At 71.8% G+C, this 21,881-nt stretch carries 13 protein-coding genes and 1 tRNA gene; 1 reads left to right on the top strand and 13 read right to left on the bottom strand.

Annotation, left to right across the window (positions count from 1 at the left end):
* The first annotated feature begins 158 nt into the window (after positions 1 to 158).
* Positions 159 to 1,040 carry an AraC family transcriptional regulator gene (locus tag ACZ7EG_RS13710; RefSeq protein ID WP_471076765.1) on the top strand — a complete coding sequence of 294 codons (882 nt, stop codon included), beginning with the start codon at positions 159 to 161 and terminating at the stop codon, positions 1,038 to 1,040.
* Positions 1,041 to 1,152: 112 nt separating this feature from the next.
* Here the strand turns inward: ACZ7EG_RS13710 and ACZ7EG_RS13705 are convergent, their stop codons facing one another.
* The 13 genes from ACZ7EG_RS13705 to ACZ7EG_RS13645 all read right to left on the bottom strand — a co-directional run bounded on the left by ACZ7EG_RS13705 (position 1,153) and on the right by ACZ7EG_RS13645 (position 21,750).
* Complete coding sequence (locus tag ACZ7EG_RS13705; RefSeq protein ID WP_471076761.1) at positions 1,153 to 3,630, bottom strand: SpoIIE family protein phosphatase; 2,478 nt, start codon at positions 3,628 to 3,630, stop codon at positions 1,153 to 1,155.
* Positions 3,631 to 3,720: 90 nt separating this feature from the next.
* Positions 3,721 to 4,755, bottom strand: coding sequence for an ABC transporter permease (locus ACZ7EG_RS13700; protein WP_471076758.1), 1,035 nt, complete (start codon positions 4,753 to 4,755; stop codon positions 3,721 to 3,723).
* Positions 4,748 to 6,301 (bottom strand): sugar ABC transporter ATP-binding protein, encoded by a 1,554-nt coding sequence (locus ACZ7EG_RS13695; protein WP_471076755.1) that lies wholly within the window; start codon positions 6,299 to 6,301, stop codon positions 4,748 to 4,750. The genes ACZ7EG_RS13700 and ACZ7EG_RS13695 overlap by 8 nt, the downstream gene beginning before the upstream one ends.
* Before the next feature lie 46 nt (positions 6,302 to 6,347).
* Entirely contained in the window at positions 6,348 to 7,391 is a 1,044-nt protein-coding gene (locus ACZ7EG_RS13690; RefSeq protein WP_471076752.1) for a sugar ABC transporter substrate-binding protein, read from the bottom strand.
* 38 nt (positions 7,392 to 7,429) lie between these two features.
* Positions 7,430 to 8,197, bottom strand: a complete 768-nt coding sequence (locus ACZ7EG_RS13685) for an SDR family NAD(P)-dependent oxidoreductase (RefSeq protein WP_471076749.1) — start codon at positions 8,195 to 8,197, stop codon at positions 7,430 to 7,432.
* Positions 8,194 to 9,546 (bottom strand): L-fuconate dehydratase, encoded by a 1,353-nt coding sequence (locus tag ACZ7EG_RS13680; protein WP_471076746.1) that lies wholly within the window; start codon positions 9,544 to 9,546, stop codon positions 8,194 to 8,196. Before ACZ7EG_RS13680 ends, ACZ7EG_RS13685 begins: the two co-directional genes overlap by 4 nt.
* 266 nt (positions 9,547 to 9,812) lie before the next feature.
* Positions 9,813 to 9,889: transfer RNA gene (locus ACZ7EG_RS13675), tRNA-Thr, on the bottom strand.
* Positions 9,890 to 9,996: 107 nt separating this feature from the next.
* On the bottom strand, positions 9,997 to 11,616 hold the full coding sequence (locus ACZ7EG_RS13670; protein WP_471076743.1) for an alpha/beta hydrolase: 1,620 nt from the start codon (positions 11,614 to 11,616) through the stop codon (positions 9,997 to 9,999).
* Positions 11,617 to 11,723: 107 nt separating this feature from the next.
* Positions 11,724 to 12,929 carry a DNA polymerase III subunit delta' gene (locus tag ACZ7EG_RS13665; RefSeq protein WP_471076740.1) on the bottom strand — a complete coding sequence of 402 codons (1,206 nt, stop codon included), beginning with the start codon at positions 12,927 to 12,929 and terminating at the stop codon, positions 11,724 to 11,726.
* Between the two features lie 131 nt (positions 12,930 to 13,060).
* Positions 13,061 to 16,387, bottom strand: a complete 3,327-nt coding sequence (gene tmk, locus ACZ7EG_RS13660) for a dTMP kinase (RefSeq protein ID WP_471076737.1) — start codon at positions 16,385 to 16,387, stop codon at positions 13,061 to 13,063.
* Positions 16,388 to 16,715: 328 nt separating this feature from the next.
* Positions 16,716 to 19,544 carry a type I DNA topoisomerase gene (topA, locus tag ACZ7EG_RS13655; protein WP_471076734.1) on the bottom strand — a complete coding sequence of 943 codons (2,829 nt, stop codon included), beginning with the start codon at positions 19,542 to 19,544 and terminating at the stop codon, positions 16,716 to 16,718.
* Positions 19,545 to 19,790: 246 nt separating this feature from the next.
* Positions 19,791 to 19,988: a hypothetical protein gene (locus ACZ7EG_RS13650; RefSeq protein WP_471076731.1), complete on the bottom strand. Its 198-nt coding sequence runs from the start codon at positions 19,986 to 19,988 to the stop codon at positions 19,791 to 19,793.
* Between the two features lie 223 nt (positions 19,989 to 20,211).
* Positions 20,212 to 21,750, bottom strand: a complete 1,539-nt coding sequence (locus ACZ7EG_RS13645) for a DUF7059 domain-containing protein (RefSeq protein WP_471077083.1) — start codon at positions 21,748 to 21,750, stop codon at positions 20,212 to 20,214.
* Positions 21,751 to 21,881: the final 131 nt, after the last annotated feature.

The following is a 21,881-nucleotide window of genomic DNA, read 5'->3' as shown; positions in this document are numbered from 1 at the left end:
CACAGGATGTCGGGTGCGGCTTAAGGACGCCTGCCGGACGGCGGTGCGCCTACGCCGTTTCAGTGCGGGGCGGCACCCGACCGGAACGGGCACAGGATGTCGGGTGCGGCAGGGCACGCGCTGCCTAGCGTGAAGGCACGAAAGGAAGGGGACCGGACGTGCTGGACCGGCTCAACCAGGCGATGGACCGGATCGAACGCGACCTCGGCCACACCGTCGACGCGGCGGAACTGGCGCGTGCGGCATGCACCTCGGAGTACCACCTGCGCCGCATGTTCTCGGCCCTGGCCGGCATGCCGCTGTCGGAGTACATCCGCCGCCGGCGGCTGACGGTCGCGGGCGCGGAGGTGCTGGCGGGGGACGCGACGCTCCTGGAGATCGCGGTCCGCTACGGCTACGGCTCCGGCGAGGCGTTCGCGCGGGCGTTCCGCGCGATGCACGGCGTGGGCCCGGGCGAGGCCCGTCGCACCGGCGCCGCGCTCGTCTCCCAGCCCCGGTTGACCTTCCGCCTCACCGTCGAAGGGAGCAGCAGCATGCACTACCGCGTCATGGACCGCCCGGCCTTCACCGTCACGGGCTTCAAGACCCGGATCCCCCTGATCCACTCCGGCCCGAACCAGGCGATCATCGACTTCGTCCGGGGCCTCGACAAGCCCGTGGTGGAGCACCTGGAGAAACTGTCCGACCAGGAGCCGCGTGGCCTCGTCGCCGTCTGCGACGACCTGGATCCCAGCCGCGCGGAGGGCACGGAACTCGACTACTACCACGCCGTGATCACCTCGGACCCGGCTCCGGCTCCGGCTCCCGAGGGCACCACGGCGCTCCCGGTCCCGCCGGGCACCTGGGCGGTCTTCACCACCTCGGGGCCCGCCCCCCAGGCCATCCAGCAGCTCTGGCGCGACGTGTTCACCGAGTGGTTCCCGTCCAACCCCTACCGCACCCGCCCCGGCCCGGAGATCCTCCGCACCCGCCTGTCACCCGACGGCACGGAGGCGGACGCCGAGCTGTGGCTGCCGGTCGAACGGGAAACCACCCGCTGAAACACGCAAGAACCCCGGGCCGGATTAGGTCCGGCCCGGGGTTTCAGAGCCTCGCGGTCGCATCGGATCCCTTCTCGCGCACACCGTGGACAACGCCGCCGGAGAGGGGCTCTCAAGTACCCGGGCCGTCAGTCCCCGCCCCGGTGGCCCACTCGTCCGGGAGGTCCTGCTCGGCCCAGATGATCTTTCCGGCCGGGGTGTAGCGCGTACCCCAACGGCGGGTCAGCTGGGCGACCAGGAACAACCCCCGGCCACCCTCGTCGGTGGTCCGCGCATGGCCCATCCGGGGGGAGGTGTTGCTGGCGTCGGACACCTCGCAGATCAACTTGTCATGCCGGATCATGCGCAGCCTGACGGGTCCGGTGCCATGCCGAATGGCGTTGGTGACCAACTCGCTGACCACCAGTTCCGTGGTCATCACCAGGTCGTCCAGCTGCCATCCGAGCAACGCGCGGACAGCCAGCTCCCTGGCGCTCGCGACGATCGCCGGATCCGTCGGCAGGTCCCACGAGGCGACCCGGTCGGCACCCAGCGCATGCGGCCGGGCCAGGAGCAGGGCGACATCGTCGGTCTGCGGGCCGGTCAGCAGATTGTTCACGACCGCCGAGCACAGCGCCTCCGGCGGCAGGCCGGACTGCGCGAGCACATGGCTGAGGCGGGACAGCCCGACGTCGATGTCCTGGTCACTGGTCTCGATGAGGCCATCGGTGTAGAGGGCGATCAGGCTTCCCTCGGGGAGGGATATCTCGGCGGACTCGAAGGGCAACGAGCCGAGACCCAGCGGAGGACCCGCCGGAAGGTCCGGGAAGACGACCTTGCCGCCGGGGGTGACCACGGCGGGCGGCGGATGTCCGGCCCGGGCCATGGTGCACAGCTGGGTGACCGGGTCGTAGACGGCATAGAGGCAGGTGGCGCCCAGCACCGCGGTGGCGATGGGCTCGTCGTCGCCGCCCTTCTCCTCCGTCAGGCGGATCACCAGGTCGTCCAGGTGGGCCAGCAGCTCATCGGGCGGCAGGTCCATGTCGGCGAGCGTCTGTACGGCGGTACGCAGCCTGCCCATGGTCGCCGCGGCGTTGAGGCCGTGCCCGACGACGTCACCGACGACCAGGGCGACCCGGGCGCCGGAGAGCTGGATCACATCGAACCAGTCGCCGCTCACCCCTTCCCGGGCACCGGCCGGCAGATAGCGCGAGGCCACCTCCATGGCGGTCCCGCCGTTCAGCCCCCGCGGGAGCAGACTGCGCTGCAGGGCCAGCGCCGCAGCGTGCTCACGGGTGTAACGGCGGGCGTTCTCCACCCACACCGCGGCCCGGCTGACCAGCTCTTCGGCGAGCAGCAGGTCGTCCTCCTCGAACGGCTGCGGATGCTCCGTCCGGAAGAAGGTGGCCACTCCCAGCACGGCGCCGCGCGCGGACAGCGGCACCCACATCACCGAGTGCATCCCGAACTCCGCGATGCTCCTGGCCCGCGCAGGGTCCTGCGCGACCCACGGGGCGGTGGCCGGGTCCAGGAACGGTTCCAGCACCGGGCTGCCGTTGACCATGCTCTCGAAGTACGGCGAGGACCTGGGCGCGTCGATCGAGTTGCCGGTGGCGATCACCGACTCCGGGCAGCCCTCGTGGATCGACTGCTGCCCGGCACGCCGCACCACGTACGTGCTGTCAGCCGGCCCCGAACCGGGTTCGTCGCCGTGCAGCACCGCTTCCAGCAGATCGACGGTCACGAAGTCGGCGAGCCTCGGCACCGAGAAGTCGGCCAGCTCCTGGGCGGTCTGCATCACATTCAGCGTGCCCCCGATACAGGCGCTGGCCTCGCTGAGCAGGGCCAGGCGCTCCCGGGCCCGCCATCTGTCGGTGACGTCCATGCCCATGTAGCACACGCCCAGCGGGCTGCCGTCCGGGGCGTCGAGCCGGAAGAACGAGGTGGAGTAGGCGTGTTCCTGGTGCGGATCTGCCCAGGTCCAGCCCCGGTACTCGTAGTCGACGACCGGCTCGCCGGTCTCCAGCACCCGCCGCATCTGCGCTTCGAGCGCCTCGGTGTTCAGGCCCGGCAACGAGTCCGACATCCGGCGCCCGAGCCGCTCATCGCGCGGCACGCCGCCGTAGCGCTCCAGGGTGTCGTTCAACCACACGTACCGCAGGTCGGGGCTCAGCACGGCCATGCCGAGCGGTGAGCGGGTGAGGAAACCCTCCAGCACCTCCCCGCTGACCGCCCAGGTCGGGGCCTTCGACACATCGATCGCCGACACGAGCCAGGCCTTGCGGTCGTCGGTGTCGGACATCGCGGTCACCCGCAGCCCGACCTCGAGACGCCGGCCGTCACGGTGCCGGGCGCCCACCAGGCCGCCCCAGCTCTCCCGGGTCCCGCACTCCTCGGCGACCTCGGCCGCCCGTGAGGCGTCTTCGGACTGCGCCAGCAGCGTTGCGGCGGAGCGGTCGAGGATCTCCGCCGCGCCGTATCCCAGGAGCCGCTCAGCGGCCCCTGTCCAGCCGATGACCTTGCCCTCCGCGTCGATCACCGCAGCAGCTACGTTCGCCGTCTCGAACGGTCCATGCGTTCCGTTCGGTGTTACCTCCGCGTGGAACACCATGGCAGCCGTCCTAACTGGCGGATGGCATATGCGCCATTCTAGGGCGTATCACATGGCGTTGCGCCCTTCGGGCCGCTTCTGGGCCGTGCGCTACTCCTGGCCCTCGCCGGTGGTGAGCCGGGCGATCATCAGCGCCACCAGGATGATCGCGCCGTAGATGGCCTGGATCCAGAAGGACGACACCTGCGCCAAGGTGAGCAGGTTCTCCAGCATGCCCAGCAGCAGGACCCCGAGCAACGCCCCGGCCAGGGATCCCTTGCCGCCGTTCAAGCTGATGCCGCCGATGACAGCGGCCGCGAACACGGTGAAGATCAGGTCCTGTCCCTGATTGGCGTTGATCGCCCCGACCCGTCCGGCGATCACCAGACCCGCCAGCGCGGCCAGCGTCCCGCCGATGACCAGAACCCCCCAGGCCACCCGGTCGGCCCGGATGCCCGCCGCCCGCGCCGCCGGGGCGTTGCCGCCCACCGCGTACACCGCGCGCCCCAGCCGGTGGTAGTGCAGCGCCCACCCGGCGACAGCGAAACAGGCGCCGGTCACCCATACGGAGACGGGGACGCCGAGCCAGTTGTCGGACCCCAGGGAGAAGAACGCGGCCGGGGCATCGAACAAGGTCTTGCCGGACACCAGGCCGACCAGGACTCCGCGCAGCACGATGTTCATCGCCAGGGTCACGATGAAGCCGTTGAGCTGGAGCTTGACGATCAGCAGACCGTTCACGACCCCGATCAGCGCTCCGGCGAGCGGAATGATCAGCAGGCCGAACCAGGCGGGCAACTCGCTGCCGAATCCCGCCGAGGCGGCCGGGATCACGGCCATGAAGCCGAGGGCCGGGGCGAGCCCCGCGATCGACTCCAGCGAGAGGTCGATCTTGCCGCTGATCAGGATCACCGCCTCGGCGAGCACCAGCAGTCCGAGCGCCGAAGATGCGCTGAGCACATTCAGCAGGTTGTCCCGCTCGAGGAAGCTCTCGTTGCTGACCGCACCGATGACCAGCAGCAGAAGCACCGCGGGCAGCAGCGCCAGGTCGCGGATCCGGCCCAGGGCGATCGCGCGGACGGGGCGGCGGACCGCCAGGTCCGGCCCGCCACCGGGCGTCGGGCCGTTCGGCGCGGTGTCATTCATGGCCGCCGCTGACCCCTTCGATCGAGGCCACCAGTTCTTCGTCGGTCCAGCCGCCGGTGTACTCGGCGGCGAGAGAGCCGTTGAACATCACCAGGACGCGGTCGCAGGTCCGCAGGTCCGCCAGCTCGTCCGAGACGACGATCGCCGCACGTCCCGCGGCCCTGGCCCGGTCGACGACCGCCAACAGCGCCCGCTTGGACTTCACGTCGACACCCGCCGTCGGGTTGATGAGCACCAGTACCCCCGGGTCGTTGGCCAGCGCCCGGCCCATGACGACCTTCTGCTGATTGCCGCCCGACAAGTCCTTGACCGGCTGGGCCGGGCCGTCCGTCGTGATGTCGAGACCGGTGATCGTCCGCTGGGCGAAGGCGTCCCTGGCCCGGCGCGAGATCACACCCAGTCGCCCCAGCCGGTCCATGATGGTCATGGAGGCGTTCTCGGCCACCGAAAGTTCCGGTACCAGCCCTTCATGGTGCCGGTCGCGCGGCACACAGCCCACGCCCGCCGCGAGCGCCGAGGCCACGCTGCCCGGCCGCGTCGGACGGCCGAGAACCTCGATCCGTCCGCTGTCGGGCCGGTACAGCCCGGCCACCGCCTCGGCGACCTGACGGCTCCCCGAGCCCGCGAGCCCGGTCAGCCCCACCGTCTCCCCGGACCGGACGGCGAAGCTGACTTCTGTGAAATGCGCGCCGCTCAGCCGGTCCACCCGTACGGCCGCGGGCGCGTCGTCCGCCGGCCGCGACCGGATCGCGCCGAAGCCGGGGACCGCACCCGCGCTCCGCTCTCCGGTCATCGCCTGGACGAGTTCGCTCCTGCCCAGCTCGCCCACGGGCGCCGTGGTGATCCAGTGGGCGTCCCGCAAGACGGTGACGGCCTGGCAGACGGCGTAGACCTCCTCCAGATGGTGGGAGATGTAGAGAAAGGTGATCCCGACCCGTTGCAGCCGCCGAACATGGGTGAACAGCCGGTCGATGGCCCGGCTGTCCAGCTGGGCGGTCGGCTCGTCCAGAATGATGAACCGGGTTCCGCGCGAGATCGACCGTGCGATCTCCACCATCTTGGCGTCCTCGACGGTCAGCCCGCCGGCAGGCACGTTCTCGTCGACCTCCACACCCCATTGGTCCAGCAGCTCGCGGGCCGCCGCGCGCATCCGCCGCCAGCTGATCACCCGGCCGCGAACCGTGGGTTGCCGGTTGACGTACAGGTTCTCGGCGACCGTGAGATCAGGGATGATCGTTGACTGCTGGTAGACGCAGGCGACCCGCCGCTGCCACGCCTCACGGTCCGCCAGGCCGGGCGCGGGTTCGCCGTCGAACAGGACAACGCCGCGGTCCGGCCGCTGCAGTCCGGTCAGGATCGCCACCAGGGTCGACTTGCCGGCCCCGTTACGGCCGACCAGGGCGTGCGACTCACCGGCCCGGACGGCGATCCGCACGTCGTCCAGGGCCACGGTGGGCCCGTAGCGCTTCCGGATCCCGCGGGCCTCGGCCACCACGCGGCGGCCGTCGCCATCGGCGCGGGGGCGGGTCAGTGGCGTCTGGTTCATCGCGCTCTCGCTTCCTGGGGGCCCGGGGAGACCGTCTTCCGGGTGATCAGGAGCTCTTGCCGATCCGGTTGCCCCACAGCGACGCGTCGTCGACATTGTCCTCGGTCACCAGCGGTGCCGGGAGCTGGTCCTCCAGGATCCCGCTGGGCAGCCGGACGATGGTGCTGTCGTGGTCGGTCGGGCCGGGGCGGAAGGTCTGGCCCTCCATCGCCCGCTTGATGTAGTAGATGCCGTACTTGGCGTACTGGTCGGCCGGCTGGGAGACGGTCGCGTCGATCAGGCCCTTGCGGATCGCATCCAGCTCTTGCGGGATGCCGTCGTTGGAGACCATCACGATGTGCCGGGGACTACCCGCCGCCACCAGCGCGTTGTGCCGCCGCAGCGTGCTCAACGCGGGGGCCAGGTACACGCCGCCGGACTGCAGGTAGATGCCCTTGATATCGGGGTTTGCGGTGTACAGCGCCTCCAGACCGGCCGCCGCCCTTTCCGCCTTCCAGGCGGCGGGAATGTCCAGCACCCTGATGCCGGGATAGTTCTTCTTGATGCACGCGCTGAACGCCTCGGACCGGTCCCGCCCGTTGACCGACGCCAAATCGCCCTGAATCTGTACGACCTTGCCCGTCCTCACCGCGTCGCCGATCTGCCGACAGGCCTTCTCCCCAAAGGCACGGTTGTCGGCCCTGACCACCATCGCGACCTTGCCCTTGTCCGGCGCCACGTCGACGGCCACCACCGGCACGCCCTTGCGCTGCGCGGCATTCAGCCCGGCGACGATCGCCGCGGAGTCCAGCGGCGAGACGACCAGGCCCTTCACGTTCTGGGCGAGCAGATTCTGGATGTCGGTGATCTGTTTGCTCGGATCGGAGTCGGAGTTCACCGTCTGAAGCACGCGGACGTCCTGGGCGGCGGCCTGCTCGGGGACGTAGGAGTCGTAGGACTCCCAGAACGGTGAGGTGAGCAGCGGCAGCACCACCCCGACCTTGCCCGAAGCGGTCTCGGTGGTGCTGCTCGTGCCCCCACCGCAGGCGGTGACGGCCGGCCCGCAGCCGAGAGCGAGGGCTGTTCCGACAGCGGCGATGCGTCGCTTCATGGTGCTCGGCTCCGGTACGTGGTCAGTGGTCGGTCATGTCAGTGGAAGGAATCCGGAAGCGGGCGGATGCCCTGCATCCCTCCGTCCACGGCGAGTGCCGTCCCGGTGGTGGCACCGGCCAGCGGCCCGGCGAGATACGCGATGGCGTCCGCGACCTGCTGGGCGGTGACCAGGCGGCCGGTGGGCTGACGGGCGACGAGAGCGGCGCGTTCGGCCTCCGGGTCGTCGGAGTGTTCGAGCAGCCGACGCACCCAGGGGGTGTCCACGGTTCCTGGGTTGACGCAGTTGACCCTGATGCCCTCGCCGGTGAGGTCGGCGGCCATCGCCAGGGTCAGCGCGAGCACCGCGCCCTTGCTGGCCGCGTACAGCGCCCGCTGCGGCAGCCCGGCCAGCGCCGCGACCGAGCAGGTGTTGACGATGGACGCGCTGGGAGACCGGCGCAGATGAGGCAGTGCCGCCCGGCTGGTGCGGACGATGCCGAGCACATTGATGTTCAGCACGTGGTGCCATTCCTCGTCCGCGTTGTCCTCGACGGTGCCCAGCGCGCCGATGCCGGCGTTGTTGACCAGCACATCCAGGCCCCCGAACAAGTCCGCCACCCGGCTCACGGCGTCGGCCACCGAGACGGCGTCCCCGACATCGGCCTGTACCGGGTGCAGCCGTGCGGGAACGGGCCCGGGACTCCGGTCGAGCACCGCCACCCGGCACCCCCTCGCGGCCAGGGTCTCGGCGGTGGCCAGGCCGATCCCGGACGCCCCGCCGGTGATGACCGCGGCCAGTCCCTGGAACTCCTCGCCGGGGTTCATGCCGGTGGGCCCTCGGCCGCAGGCACGTCGTACGAGGCCTGCCAGGCGGCGCCGTCGGGGAACGCGTACGCGGCGAGCGACTCGGGCCGCATCGCCGAGCTGAAGCCGGGGGCGGTCGGGGCCGCGTACCGCCCGCGGACGATCACGACCGGGTCGAGGAAGTGCTCGTGCAGATGATCCACATACTCGATGACCCGGCCCTGGAGGGTGCCGGAGACCGCCAGACAGTCGAACATCGCCAGGTGCTGCACGAGTTCGCACAGGCCCACCCCGCCCGCGTGCGGGCACACCGGGATCCCGAACTTGGCCGCGAGCAGAAGGATCGCCAGGTTCTCGTTGACTCCCCCGACCCGGCAGGCGTCCACCTGCAGAAAGTCGAGCGCCTCCGCCTGGAGCAGCTGCTTGAACATCACCCGGTTGTGCACATGTTCGCCGGTCGCCACCCGCACCGGCGCCACCTCCCGGCGGATCGCCGCGAGGCCGAGAACGTCATCCGGGCTGGTCGGCTCCTCGATCCAGTACGGGTCGAACTCCGCCAGCCGCCGGATCCACCCGACCGCCTCGTCGACCCCCCAGCGCTGATTGGCGTCCAGCGCCATCCGCACCCCGGGGCCGATCGCCCCCCGCGCGGTACGGCACCGCCGCTCATCGTCCTCCGGATCGGCGCCGACCTTGAGCTTGATCTGCCCGAACCCGCTGTCCACGGCCTCCCGGGCCAACCCGGCGACCTTGCTGTCCGGGTAACCGAGCCAGCCAGGAGACGTGGCATACGCCGGATACCCCTCAGCGAGCAGCCGCGCCTCCCGCTCCGCCGTCCCGCCCCGCGCCCGCCGCAGAATCTCCAGCGCCTCATCGGGGGTCAGCGCGTCTTCGAGATAGCGGAAGTCGATCAACCCGACCACCTGCTCGGGCGACAGGTCGGCCAGCAGCTTCCACAGCGGCTTCCCCTCCCGCTTCGCGTACAGGTCCCACACGGCGTTCACCACGGCCCCGATGGCCATGTGCACCACGCCCTTCTCCGGCCCCAGCCAGCGCAGCTGGCTGTCGCCGACGAGCGAGCGACAGAACCCCCCGAGGTCGGACAGGACCTCTCCCAGCCGCAGCCCCACCACATGCGGGCGCAACGCGTCGATCGCCGCCACCTCGACCTCATTGCCCCGGCCGATGGTGAAGCAGAACCCATGCCCCTCCAGCCCGTCCCCGGCATCGGTGCGGATGATCACGTAGGACGCCGAATAGTCGGGATCGGGATTCATGGCGTCCGACCCTTCGAGCCGACGCGACGTGGGAAACCGGATGTCGCAGGCGTCCAGCGCCGTGATCCGCCCCCGCGCCGGGTGGGGTCTCATGGCAGGCAGCTCATCGACGTCATCGGGAGGACTCCAGAGAATCAGGCCTGACGGCAAGCTTGGGCACCCAAATGACTGTATATCGCACAAAAGCCCCGTCCGCGCTACCGCACGCCCGTGTCTCCGGGGGCTTGATACCGCAACGGTGTCTGTCGTGACTGCCGACCGGTTGGGTCATCGGTGTGGTGACGCCGTCACGCAAGCTGGCCGCCCCTCAGAGGGGCAACACAAAAGGCCAGGTCAGAAGAGTCTGACCTGGCCTCAGGTGGAGCCGCCTTCGGGATTCGAACCCGAGACCTACGCATTACGAGTGCGTTGCTCTGGCCATCTGAGCTAAGGCGGCGCGCTGTCCGCACTATGGTGCGATCAGCAACGACGGTAAGTCTACACAGTTTCCGAGGGTGCTCCGTACCGGTCCCGGAGGCAGGCCTTCCGGGGCCGGCAGCAGGGCTATGAGCAGCGCTTTCCGTCCGTGGGCGGGGTGCCGCGCAGGAGGTAGGCGTTGATCGTCCTGTCGATGCAGGAGCTGCCGCGGCCGTAGGCGGTGTGGCCGTCGCCCTCGTAGGTGAGCAGGCGCGCCGAGGAGAGCTGGCCGGCCAGGGCCTGTGCCCAGCGGTAGGGGGTCGCCGGGTCCCGGGTGGTGCCGACCACGACGATGGGCGCCGCGCCCTTCGCCTCGATGCGGTGCGGCTCACCCGTGGCGTGCACCGGCCAGTAGGCGCAGTTCAGGGAAGCCCAGGCGAGGCCCTCACCGAAGACCGGCGACGCCTTCTCGAACTCGGGCAGGGCCCTGCGCACCTGGTCGGGGGTGTCGAAGGCGGCCGGCAGGTCCAGGCAGTTCACCGCCGCGTTGGCGAACATCAGGTTGCTGTAGGCGCCGTCGGCGTCCCGCTCGTAGTAGCCGTCGGACAGCACGAGGAGTCCGGATCCGTCGTTCTCCTTCATCGCGGATGTCAGCGCCTCGCGCAGCTGCTCCCAGGAGCCCTCGTCGTACATGGCCGCGATCACGCCGGTCGTGGCGAGCGACTCGGTGAGCCTGCGGCCGTCGGCGTCACCGGTGCGGACGGGCCGAGTGTCCAGCTTCTCGAAGAACGCCCTGAGGTTCGCGCCCGCCCGCCCGGGCGAGGTGCCCTTGCCGCCCAGCGGGCAGTCGGTCTGCCGCACGCAGTCCTTCGCGAACGACCGGAACGCCGTCTCGAAGCCCGCCGTCTGTTCGAGGTTCAGCCGCCGGGCCGGCAGCGACGGGTCCATGGCGCCGTCCAGCACCAGCCGGCCCGCCCGGTCGGGGAACAGCCCGGCGTACGTCGCCCCGAGGAACGTGCCGTACGAGGCCCCGACGAAGTTCAGCTTCTCGTCGCCGAGCGCCGCCCGCACGATGTCCATGTCCCGGGCGGCCTCCACGGTGGACACATGGCGCAGCAGCCGAGGCGCGTCCGCACCGCAGCCCCCGGCGAACGTCCGGTACGCCGCGACCAGCCCGTCCGTCTCCTTCGCGTCGTCGGGCGTGGTGTCCGTCCGCGTGTACATGTCCATCCCCGGCCCGTCCAGACACTCCACGGGCTCGCTGCGGGCCACGCCGCGCGGGTCGACCGCCACCATGTCGTAGCGGGCCCGCACATCCGCCGGGTAGCCGATGCCCGCGTACGTCTGCACGTAGCCGATCGCCGAGCCGCCCGGCCCGCCCGGGTTCACGAGCAGCGAGCCCAGCCGCTTGCCCGGGCCGGTGGCCTTCTTGCGGGTGAGGGCGAGCCGGACGTCGCCGGCGGACGGCTCGGCGTAGTCGAGCGGTGCCTTGAGGGTGGCGCACTCGAAACCGGGGGTACCGCAGCCGCGCCAGGCCGGCTTCTGCCCGTAGTACGACGAGAGCGCCGCAGGCGTGGCCTTCGGCAACGCGACCAGGGCCGCCTCCTGCGCCGCGGAGGCGGCGGAGGTCGTCGCGCTGCCCGAGGAGCAGGCGGAGACGAGCAGCGCGGCCGTGGCGAGGAGACCGGCGGCGGTCTCGGCCCGGTTGCGTGTCCTGCGGTGGAGACCCGCGCCGGAGGCGGAACGGGAGGTACGCCGTGTGTCCATCCAGCGATCGTAACTCTGGGCGACGGAATGGGTGCTCTGCGCGCACGTCGTGCCTCGTACGAGTTACGACGTCAACCGCCTGCCCGACCCGGATGTCCTGCCCGGCCTCAGCCCGCTCTGAGCGCCATCGTCATCGCCTCCACCGCGAGCAGCGGCGCCACATTGCGGTCGAGGGCGTCCCGGCAGGCCGCGATCGCCTCGATACGGCGGAGCGTGGCCTCCGGGGAGCTGCCGCGGGCGAGGCGCTCCAGGGCGTCCTCGGCGTCCGCGTTGGCGATGGCCACGCGCGAGCCGAGCTGGAGGGCGAGGACGTCGCGGTAGAAGGCCGTGAGATCGGTGAGGGCGAGGTCGAGGCTGTCACGCTGCGTGCGCGTTCTGCGGCGCTTCTGCTTGTCCTCCAGGTCCTTCATCACGCCTGCGGTGCCGCGCGGCATGCGCCCGCCCTGGGCGGCGCCGAGAGCGGCCTTCAGCTCCTCGGTCTCCTTCGCGTCCGTCTCCTCCGCGAGCTGCTTGGCATCCTCGGCGGCCGCGTCGACGAGTTCCTGGGCGGCCCTCAGCGCACCGCCGATCTCCTCGACGCGCAGCGGCAGCCTGAGCACGGCGGCACGGCGCTCGCGCGCGGCCGGGTCGGTGGCCAGGCGGCGCGCCCGGTCGACGTGGCCCTGGGTCGCGCGGGCCGCCGCGGCGGCGACGTCCGGCTCGATGCCCTCGCGGCGTACGAGCATGTCGGCGATGGCGTCGACCCTCGGCGTGCTCAGGTTCAGGTGGCGGCAGCGGGAGCGGATGGTCGGCAGGACGTCCTCGATGGAGGGGGCGCACAGCATCCAGACCGTACGCGGGGCGGGTTCCTCCACGGCCTTGAGGACGGCGTTGGCCGACTTCTCGTTCAGCCGCTCGGCATCCTCGACGAGGATGATCTGCCAGCGGCCGTTCGCCGGCGACGTGAACGACTTGCGGACGGTGTCGCGCATGTCGTCGGCGAGGATCTGCGTGCCGACGGCGGCGACGGTGGTGACGTCGGCGTGTGTGCCGATCAGTGCCGTGTGGCATCCGTCGCAGAAGCCGCAGCCCGGGGAGCCGCCGAGTGCCCGGTCGGGGCTGACGCACTGCAGCGCCGCCGCGAACGCGCGCGCCGCCTGGTTGCGCCCGGCGCCGGGCGGGCCCGTGAACAGCCACGCGTGCGTCATCTTCGACGCCTCGGGCGGCGGGGTGCCGGTGGTGGCCGCGGTGACCAGGGCGTCGGCGTCCCGGGCGGCAGCGGCCAGCTGGTCGCTCACCCTCTCCTGCCCGACGAGGTCGTCCCACACGGTCATGGGTCACGCCGCCCTTCCGTCACGTTCCGCGTTGCGAGATCCATTGTGGGGGCGACCACTGACAACGCCCGCCGCCCCCACCCGGCCTCGCGGTCCGGGGCCCGGGCTCCCGCATCGGCCCGCCGGAGGTCTCAGCGCCCCCGGCCGCCCCTCCCGCCCCTCCCGCGGCGCCCGCGGCCCTGGTCCGGCTCGTCGTCGTGCGGTCCGAGCAGCTCGTCCGCGAGCGAGGGCAGGTCGTCCAGCGGCGTCTCCTCGGCCCAGTCGGACCGGGGGCGGCGCGGCGTCCCCTCGGCGTCGACCTGGGGCATCTCCCGCGTACGGTCCTCGGTGCCGTCGGGCCGGGCGGCCTGGGCCTCCTTCCGGAAGTACCCGGGCGGAACCCGGTCCGCCGGTTCGTCTCCGCGCACCGGCGGGAGTACGGCCGTCTCCTCGGCGTCCTCGGACCGGACCGGGGGCAGCACCGCCGTCTCCTCGGCGTCACCCGGCCGGACCGGAGGCAGCACCGCCGTCTCGTCGGCAGCACCGGAGGAGTCGGTTTCGCGCACCCGCGGCAGCACCTCGGTCTCGTCCCCGGCGCGAGGCGAGAACGGCGGCAGGGCCTCCGTCCCCTCCCCGGCCGCCGGCGGAACCGGCGGCTTCGGCAGCTCGGCCGTCACCTCGGCATCGGACTCACCGGAGGCACGGCCCCGGTCCGCACGCCGCTCTTCGTCCCGTACAGGGCGCAGCACGGTCGTGTCGTCGGCCGCACCGCCCGGTGTCACCACCGGCGTGGGCACGGTCGCCGCGTCCTGAGCGGGCGCCGAGCCCGCGGCACCCTTCTTCGCAGGGGGGCTCTTCGGGCCGGCCTCGGCCGCCGCGGCAGCCGCCTCCGCGAGCCGCCGGGCCTCCTCGGCCCGCAGCAGCGCCGCCTCGGCCTTGCGCTGCTTCTCCAGGCGGAGCGCCTCGGCCTCGGCACGCAGTCGCGCCTCCTCCTCGGCCTGCTTGCGGCGCCGCTCCTCCTCCGCCTTGCGGCGGGCCTCCTCCTCGGCGCGGGCCTTCTCCTCCGCGAGGAGCCGGGCCCGCTCCTCCTCGGCCTTCTTGCGCGCTTCCTCCGCCCGGCGCCGGGCCTCCTCCGCCTGCCGTTCGGCCTCGCGGCGCTGCGCCTCCTCCAGCTCGCGGCGCTTGCGCTCCTCCTCCTCGGCGCGCAGCTTGGCGAGCTGCTCCTGGCGCTCGCGCTCCAGGCGCTCCTCCTCGGCCTTGCGGGCGGCCTCTTCCTCGGCCTTGCGGCGGGCTTCCTCCTCGGCCTTCTTCCGTGCCTCCTCCTGGGCCTTGATCTCGGCCTCGGAGAGCGGCAGCACCTGGTCGAGGCGGTGCCGGATGACGGTCGTGACGGCCTCGGGCTCCTGGCCGGCGTCCACCACCAGGTACCGCCCGGCGTCGGCCGCGGCCAGGGTCAGGAAACCGGCCCGCACGCGCGCGTGGAACTCCGCGGGCTCCGACTCCAGCCGGTCCGGTGCCTCGGTGAACCGCTCGCGCGCGGTCTCCGGGGCGACGTCCAGCAGCACGGTCAGATGCGGCACCAGTCCGTTCGTCGCCCAGCGGTTGATCCGGGCGATCTCGGTCGGCGACAGGTCGCGGCCGGCACCCTGGTAGGCGACGGACGAGTCGATGTACCGGTCGGAGATGACGACCGCTCCGCGCTCCAGGGCCGGCCGTACGACGGTGTCGATGTGCTCGGCCCGGTCGGCCGCGTACAGCAGCGCCTCCGCGCGGTGCGACAGGCCCGCGCTCGACACGTCCAGCAGGATCGACCGCAGCCGCTTGCCCACGGGCGTGGCCCCCGGCTCGCGCGTCAGCACCACCTCGTGGCCCTTGGCGCGGATCCACTCGGCGAGCGCCTCGGCCTGGGTGGACTTCCCGGCCCCGTCGCCGCCCTCCAGGGCGATGAAGAAGCCGGAGGCGGCGGCCCCCTGCCGCGGGTCGTCGCCCCCGAGCAGCGCGTCCTTCAGGTCCTGGCGCAGCGGCACGCCGGAACGGTCGTCGACCTTGGCCAGCACCAGCGCGGCGACGGGCAACAGCAGGGCGCCGGTCAGCATCAGCGTGAAGGCCGCGCCGCCGTGCGCGAAGACGAACTTGCCGCTCTCCAGCCGGTGCGGTCCGATCGCCGCCGCCACCAGCGGGGCGATCACCGCGCCGAGCGCGACACAGACCCGCACGACCGCGTGCAGGTGCTCCGTCGTGCGGGCGCGCCGGTTCTCCTCGGTCTCCTGGTCGAGCAGGGTGTGCCCGATGTTGGCGGACAGGCCCGCGCCGATGCCGGCCAGCGCGAGGATCAGCAGCACGGTCGTGACGTCCGGGACCAGCCCGGCGGCCAGCAGGGCGACACCGGTGAAGGCGATCGTCAACGCGAGCAGCCGGCGGCGCGACAAGGCGGGCACGAGGGCGGGCGCGGTACGGATGCCGACGACCACGCCGCCGGTCAGCGCGGCCACGAACAGGCCGTAGAGCACCGGGCCGCCGCCCAGGTCCTTGGCGTGCAGCACGGCCACGGCGACGGCGGCCGCCACCGCCGCCGCGACGGCCGCGCAGGACAGGACCAGCAGCGGCATCGCGCCGGTGCGGCCCTTGTCGGCGCCGGTGGTGGTCTTCGGGCGGCGCAGTCCCTCCAGCGGCGACCGCGCGCGCGGGGTGCGCGTGCCGGGCAGTTCCAGGAAGGTCAGCACGGACAGGGACGCGGCGAACAGCCCGGCGGCCACGTAGGAGGCGAGGGCTGCCTGGTGCTGGCCGAACCAGTCGATGCCGGCGCCCAGCAGGTTGTTGAACAGGGCCGCGACGACCAGCACGACGGCCGCCAGGGGGATCGCCGCGAAGCCGGTGCGCAGCGACAGGCGGCGCAGGGCGTCCATGTGGTCGGGCAGCGGCCGGACCGTCGCCCCCTCCGGCGGCGGGGCGGGGAGCAGCGCGGGGGCCGCGCTCTCGCGGCACACCGTCCAGAACCGCTCGGCGACTCCCGTCACGAACGCCGTGACGAGGAGGAGGGGCAGTGCGTTGTCGGGCGTCCAGTCGATCCACAGGGGGGCGACGATGAGCAGTGCCGCGCGCAGCCCGTCGGCGCCCACCATGGTCCAGCGGCGGTCGAGCGGACCGTCCTGCGAGGTGAGGGCGGTGAGCGGGCCGAGCAGAACGGCGCCGAACAGGAGGGTCGCGAGGATGCGCACCCCGAGAACGGTCGCCACTGCGAACGCCGCGCCCCGGTAGCCGCCCCCGAACGATCCTTCGGCGACGGACGCCTGGAGTGCCAGGAGGACCAGCACGAGAAGGGCGAGGGTGTCCCCCACGCCGCCCACGAGCTGTGCGCTCCACAACCGCTTCAGCTGCGGTCGTCGCAGCAGGGCGCGGACGGCACGCTCGCGGGAGTCCGCGACCAGGGCGTCGTCGGGGGCGGGCTGAGGGGCCGTTGGGTGGTCGGCTCGCGTCATGCGTTCAGCCTATCGGGAGCCACCGACACCCCGGAGGGCGCGGGCTGGCATGCGCACGCCCCGACACCGAAGTGTTGCCGGGGCGTTCGCATTCCGAACCCTGGGCGAATAACCGGACGCGGCGGTCCGGTTTCCGGACAGGGCTCGAACGGCCTCAGTCCTTCGCGGACTTGGGGCGAATCCGTCGCTCAGCCCTCCGCGGAACCTGGGACGAATCCGTCGCTCAGCCCTCCGCGGAACCTGGGACGAATCCGTCGCTCAGCCCTCCGCGGAACCTGGGACGAATCCGTCGCTCAGCCCTCCGCGGAACCTGGGACGAATCCGTCGCTCAGTCCTCCGCGGAGTTGGCGGCGGTCGCCGTCTTGGCGGCCGTCTTCTTCGCGGTGGTCTTCTTCGCCGTCGTCTTCTTCGCGGTCGTGGTCTTCTTCGCCGCGGTCTTCTTCGCCGTCGTCGTCTTCTTCGCCGGCGCCTTCTTGGCCGCCTTCTTCGCGGTCTTCTTCGCCGGCCCCTTGGCGCGCTTCTCGGCGAGCAGCTCGAAACCGCGCTCCGGGGTGATCTCCTCGACGCTGTCGCCGGAGCGCAGGGTCGCGTTGGTCTCCCCGTCGGTGACGTACGGGCCGAAGCGGCCGTCCTTGACCACGACCGGCTTCTCGCTCACCGGGTCGGTGCCCAGCTCCTTCAGCGGCGGCTTGGCCGCGGCCCGGCCACGCTGCTTGGGCTGGGCGTAGATCGCCAGCGCCTCCTCCAGCGTGATCGTGAAGAGCTGCTCCTCGGCCTGGAGCGAACGCGAGTCCGTGCCCTTCTTCAGGTACGGGCCGTAGCGGCCGTTCTGCGCGGTGATCTCCTGGCCCTCGGCGTCGGCGCCGACGACACGCGGAAGCGACATCAGCTTGAGGGCCTCGTCGAGGGTCACCGTGTCCAGGGACATCGTCTTGAACAGGGACGCCGTGCGCGGCTTGACCGCGTTCTTGCCCGTCTTCGGGGTGCCCTCGGGGAGGATCTCCGTCACATACGGGCCGTAGCGGCCGTCCTTGGCGACGATCGTGTGGCCGGTGGCCGGGTCCGTGCCCAGCTCGTAGTCGCCGCTCGGCTTGGCGAGCAGCTCCTCCGCGAGGTCGACGGTCAGCTCGTCGGGCGCCAGGTCGTCGGGGATGTCGGCGCGCTGGTGCTGCTCGGTGTCCTTCTCGCCGCGCTCGATGTACGGCCCGTAGCGGCCGACCCGCAGCACGATGTCGTTGCCCACGGGGAACGACGACACCTCGCGCGCGTCGATCGCGCCCAGGTCCGTCACCAGCTCCTTGAGGCCGCCGAGGTGGTCCCCGTCGCCGTTGCCGGCGTCGGCCGCGCCACCACTGGCGGTGCCCTCGCCGAAGTAGAACCGCTTCAGCCACGGCACGGACTGCGCCTCACCGCGGGCGATGCGGTCGAGGTCGTCCTCCATCTTGGCGGTGAAGTCGTAGTCGACGAGCCGCCCGAAGTGCTTCTCCAGGAGGTTGACCACGGCGAAGGACAGGAAGGACGGCACGAGGGCCGTGCCCTTCTTGAAGACGTAGCCGCGGTCCAGGATCGTGCCGATGATCGACGCGTACGTCGAGGGGCGGCCGATCTCGCGCTCTTCCAGCTCCTTGACCAGGGAGGCCTCGGTGTAGCGGGCCGGGGGCTTGGTGGCGTGCCCGTCGACCGTGATCTCCTGGGCGCTCAGGGCGTCGCCCTCGGAGACCTGCGGCAGCCGGCGCTCGCGGTCGTCGAGCTCCGCGTTCGGGTCGTCGGCGCCCTCCACGTAGGCCTTCAGGAAGCCGTGGAAGGTGATCGTCTTGCCGGACGCGCTGAACTCGACGTCGCGGCCGTCGGCCGCCGTGCCGCCGATCTTCACCGTGACGCTGTTGCCGGTCGCGTCCTTCATCTGGGAGGCGACGGTCCGCTTCCAGATCAGCTCGTACAGCTTGAACTGGTCACCGGTCAGTCCGGTCTCGGCGGGAGTGCGGAAACGATCACCCGAGGGGCGGATCGCCTCGTGGGCCTCCTGCGCGTTCTTGACCTTCCCGGCGTACGTCCTCGGCTGCGGCGGCAGGTAGTCGGCGCCGTACAGCTGCGTGACCTGGGCGCGGGCGGCGGCGACCGCCGTGTCGCTCAGGGTCGTGGAGTCCGTACGCATATAGGTGATGTAGCCGTTCTCGTACAGCTTCTGCGCGACCTGCATCGTGGCCTTCGCACCGAAGCCGAGCTTGCGGCTGGCCTCCTGCTGCATCGTCGTCGTACGGAACGGGGCGTACGGCGAGCGGCGGTACGGCTTGGACTCGACCGAGCGGACGGCGAACCGCGTCTGCTCCAGGGCGGCGGCCAGGGCGCGGGCGTTCGCCTCGTCGAGGTGGAGGGTGTTCGCGCTCTTCAGTTGTCCCAGGGAGTCGAAGTCGCGGCCCTGCGCGACCCGCCTGCCGTCGACGGTCTGCAGGCGCGCGACCAGCGACGACGGGTCCGACGAGTCTCCGGCGCGGCCGGTCGCGAAGGTGCCCGTCAGGTCCCAGTACTCAGCCGAACGAAAGGCGATGCGCTCGCGTTCCCGCTCCACCACGAGTCGGGTGGCGACGGACTGGACACGGCCCGCGGACAGCCGCGGCATGACCTTCTTCCACAGGACCGGCGAGACCTCGTAGCCGTAGAGGCGGTCGAGGATGCGGCGGGTCTCCTGGGCGTCGACGAGCTTCTGGTTGAGCTGGCGCGGGTTGGCCACGGCGGCCTGGATCGCGGCCTTGGTGATCTCGTGGAAGACCATCCGCTTGACCGGGACCTTGGGCTTGAGCACCTCCTGGAGGTGCCAGGCGATGGCCTCGCCCTCGCGGTCCTCATCGGTGGCGAGGAAGAGCTCGTCGGACTCCTTCAGAAGGTCCTTGAGCTTCTTGACCTGCGCCTTCTTGTCGGCATTGACCACATAGATCGGCGCGAAGTCGTGTTCGACGTCCACACCGAGGCGGCGGACCTCACCGGTGTACTTCTCGGGCACCTCGGCGGCGCCGTTGGGAAGGTCGCGGATGTGCCCGACGCTCGCCTCGACGATGTAGCCGGGGCCGAGATAGCCCTTGATCGTCTTCGCCTTGGCAGGCGACTCGACGATGACGAGTCGGCGGCCGCCCTTCGCGGTCTCGCTGGTCGGGGACAACTTCGCTCTTCTCTCCGGTCGACGCTGGGGCCTCCCCGGAGTCGCTTACCGGGGCTGGGTACGTGGTGACGCTGCGGAGTGTGACGGTACATCCCGCCCCCGTGTCAAACGGGAAAAGCCCGCAACGGCCACTCGAACGGTAACCCGACTACCACCGATCCTGCCGCCCGGAGTGCCGGGGGCAGGCCTTGCCCTGTGCGGACTGCGACCTCCCGGTCACCGGCAGCTGTGTCCCCGACGCGGGCCTCAGAGGCGGCTGAAGCACCACGCGCCGAGCGCCAGGGCGAGCACCGCGACGACGCTCGCGAGGGCCGCCGAGGGGACCGGACTCACACCCTCGGCGACGGGCAGGTGCCGACGCACGCGCATCACGGTCCAGGCCAGCAGTGCGCCTCCGAACAGGGAGAACACCACTCCCGCGAAGATCGCCGGTTCGCTCTCCATGACCCGTCGTGCCCCTTTTCCCCTGTCGCGCATTCCCAGCGACGGGAGGCTGACACGCGCGGGCGGCGGGCAGGCGAACCCGAGGTGAACGCCGGGGCGACACGACGGTGGATCAAGGGCGTCCGCTTCCTCGTGACCCGTTCCGGTCGAGGTGTTCAAATCGACTCGAATTTGTTGGCAGGTCGCCTCGGCACCCCCGCGGTCGCCCCTCGGCGGGGGCCGCTCAGCGGACCGGTTCCAGGAACCCCTGCTCGACCAGCAGCCGGATCTGGGCCGGGGTGCGGTCGCGCAGCAGCACCGGGTCCTCGCCGATCAGCTGGGCGATGGCGTCGAGGATGCGGCCGGCGGTCATCGTGCCGTCGCAGACGCCCGCGAAGCCCGCGCCGACCGTGTCCACCCGGGTCGCCCGGCGCATACCGCGGTTCTGGCGCAGCACGACGTGCTCGGGGTCCTCCGCACCGGGCAGCCCGACCTGCTCCTGCACGATCTCGGCGGCGAGCCGGAAACGCCCTTCGAGGAGGGCGGCGTCGTCGTGGCCGCGCAGGTGGTCGAGCCGGTCGAAGTGGGCCCGGATCGTGTCGCCGAGCGGCTGCTCGACCGGGTGCGGCCACTCCTCGACCGTGAGCGAGGGCACGGCGGCGTCCGTCCTGCGCAGGGTGATCCAGCCGAAGCCGACGGCCTTCACCTTGCGCGCCTCGAACTCGTCGAGCCATGCGTCGTACCGCGCCTGGTACTCCGCAGGGTCGCCCCGGTGGTCACCGGCGTCCCGCAGCCACAGCTCGGCGTACTGATTGATGTCCTGCACCTCGCGCTGCACGATCCACGCGTCGCACCCGCGGGGCACCCATGACCTCAGCCTGTCCTGCCAGTCCTCCCCTTCCACGTGCTGCCAGTTGGCGAGGAACTGCGCGAACCCGCCCTGGTTCAGGCGCTCCCCTGCCTCCTGAACGAGCGTGCGGCACAGATCGTCCCCGCCCATCCCGCCGTCGCGGTAGGTGAGCCGGGCGCCGGGCGAGATCACGAACGGCGGGTTGGAGACGATCAGGTCGTACGTCTCGTCCCCCCGGACCGGTTCGAAGAGGGAACCCTCGCGCAGGTCGGCGGCCGCGGTGCCGGACAGCGCCAGCGTGAGGCCGGTGATGTGCAGGGCGCGCGGGTTGAGGTCGGTGGCCACCACGCGCGTCGCGTGCTGTGCGGCGTGCAGGGCCTGGATGCCGGAGCCGGTGCCGAGGTCGAGCGCCGTGGCGACGGGCGTACGCACGGTGATGCCGGCGAGGGTCGTGGAGGCGCCGCCGACTCCGAGGACGACGCCTTCGTCCCGCCGGCCGATACCGCCGGCGCCGCCGACCGCGCAGCCGAGGTCCGACACGATGTACCAGTCCTCGCCGCCGGGACCGCCGTAGGGCCGGACGTCGACCGTCGCAGAGATGTCGTTCCCGCCGGTCCGGGCCAGCCAGCCGGTCTCCAGGCAGGCGTCCACGGGCAGGACGTCCGCCACGCGCGCGTGCGGCACGGGCTGCTGGAGCAGGAACAGCCGGACGAGCACCTCCAGCGGCGTGTCCCCGCGGGTCGCCCGGAGCGCGGGCACGGTCTCGCTCCGGGCGAGCGCCGCGTATGCGGGGGCGCCGAGCAGTTCGAGCAGTCCGTCGGCGGTGAAGGAGGCCGCGAGCAGGGCGTCCCGGAGCCGGGCGGCGACCTCGGGGCGGTCGGAGGAGGGCAGCGGGGGCAGGGGTGACTGGCTGGCGTTACTCACGCCCCCTATTGTGGCCGCCGGTTCCGGCGCCGCACGCGCCCGTGCGGAGGAGCGCATACGTTTCTGCCGTTCGGCACATGAGGCGCCCACGGTCGCCCTCGACACAGCCGTCACACCGTCGTCACCGTGCCGCCCGGCCT

It is taken from the genome of Streptomyces sp. NPDC037100 (assembly GCF_055606225.1).
Note: the sequence above shows the minus strand (reverse complement) of the source record. Positions and strands in the feature narration are given on the sequence as shown.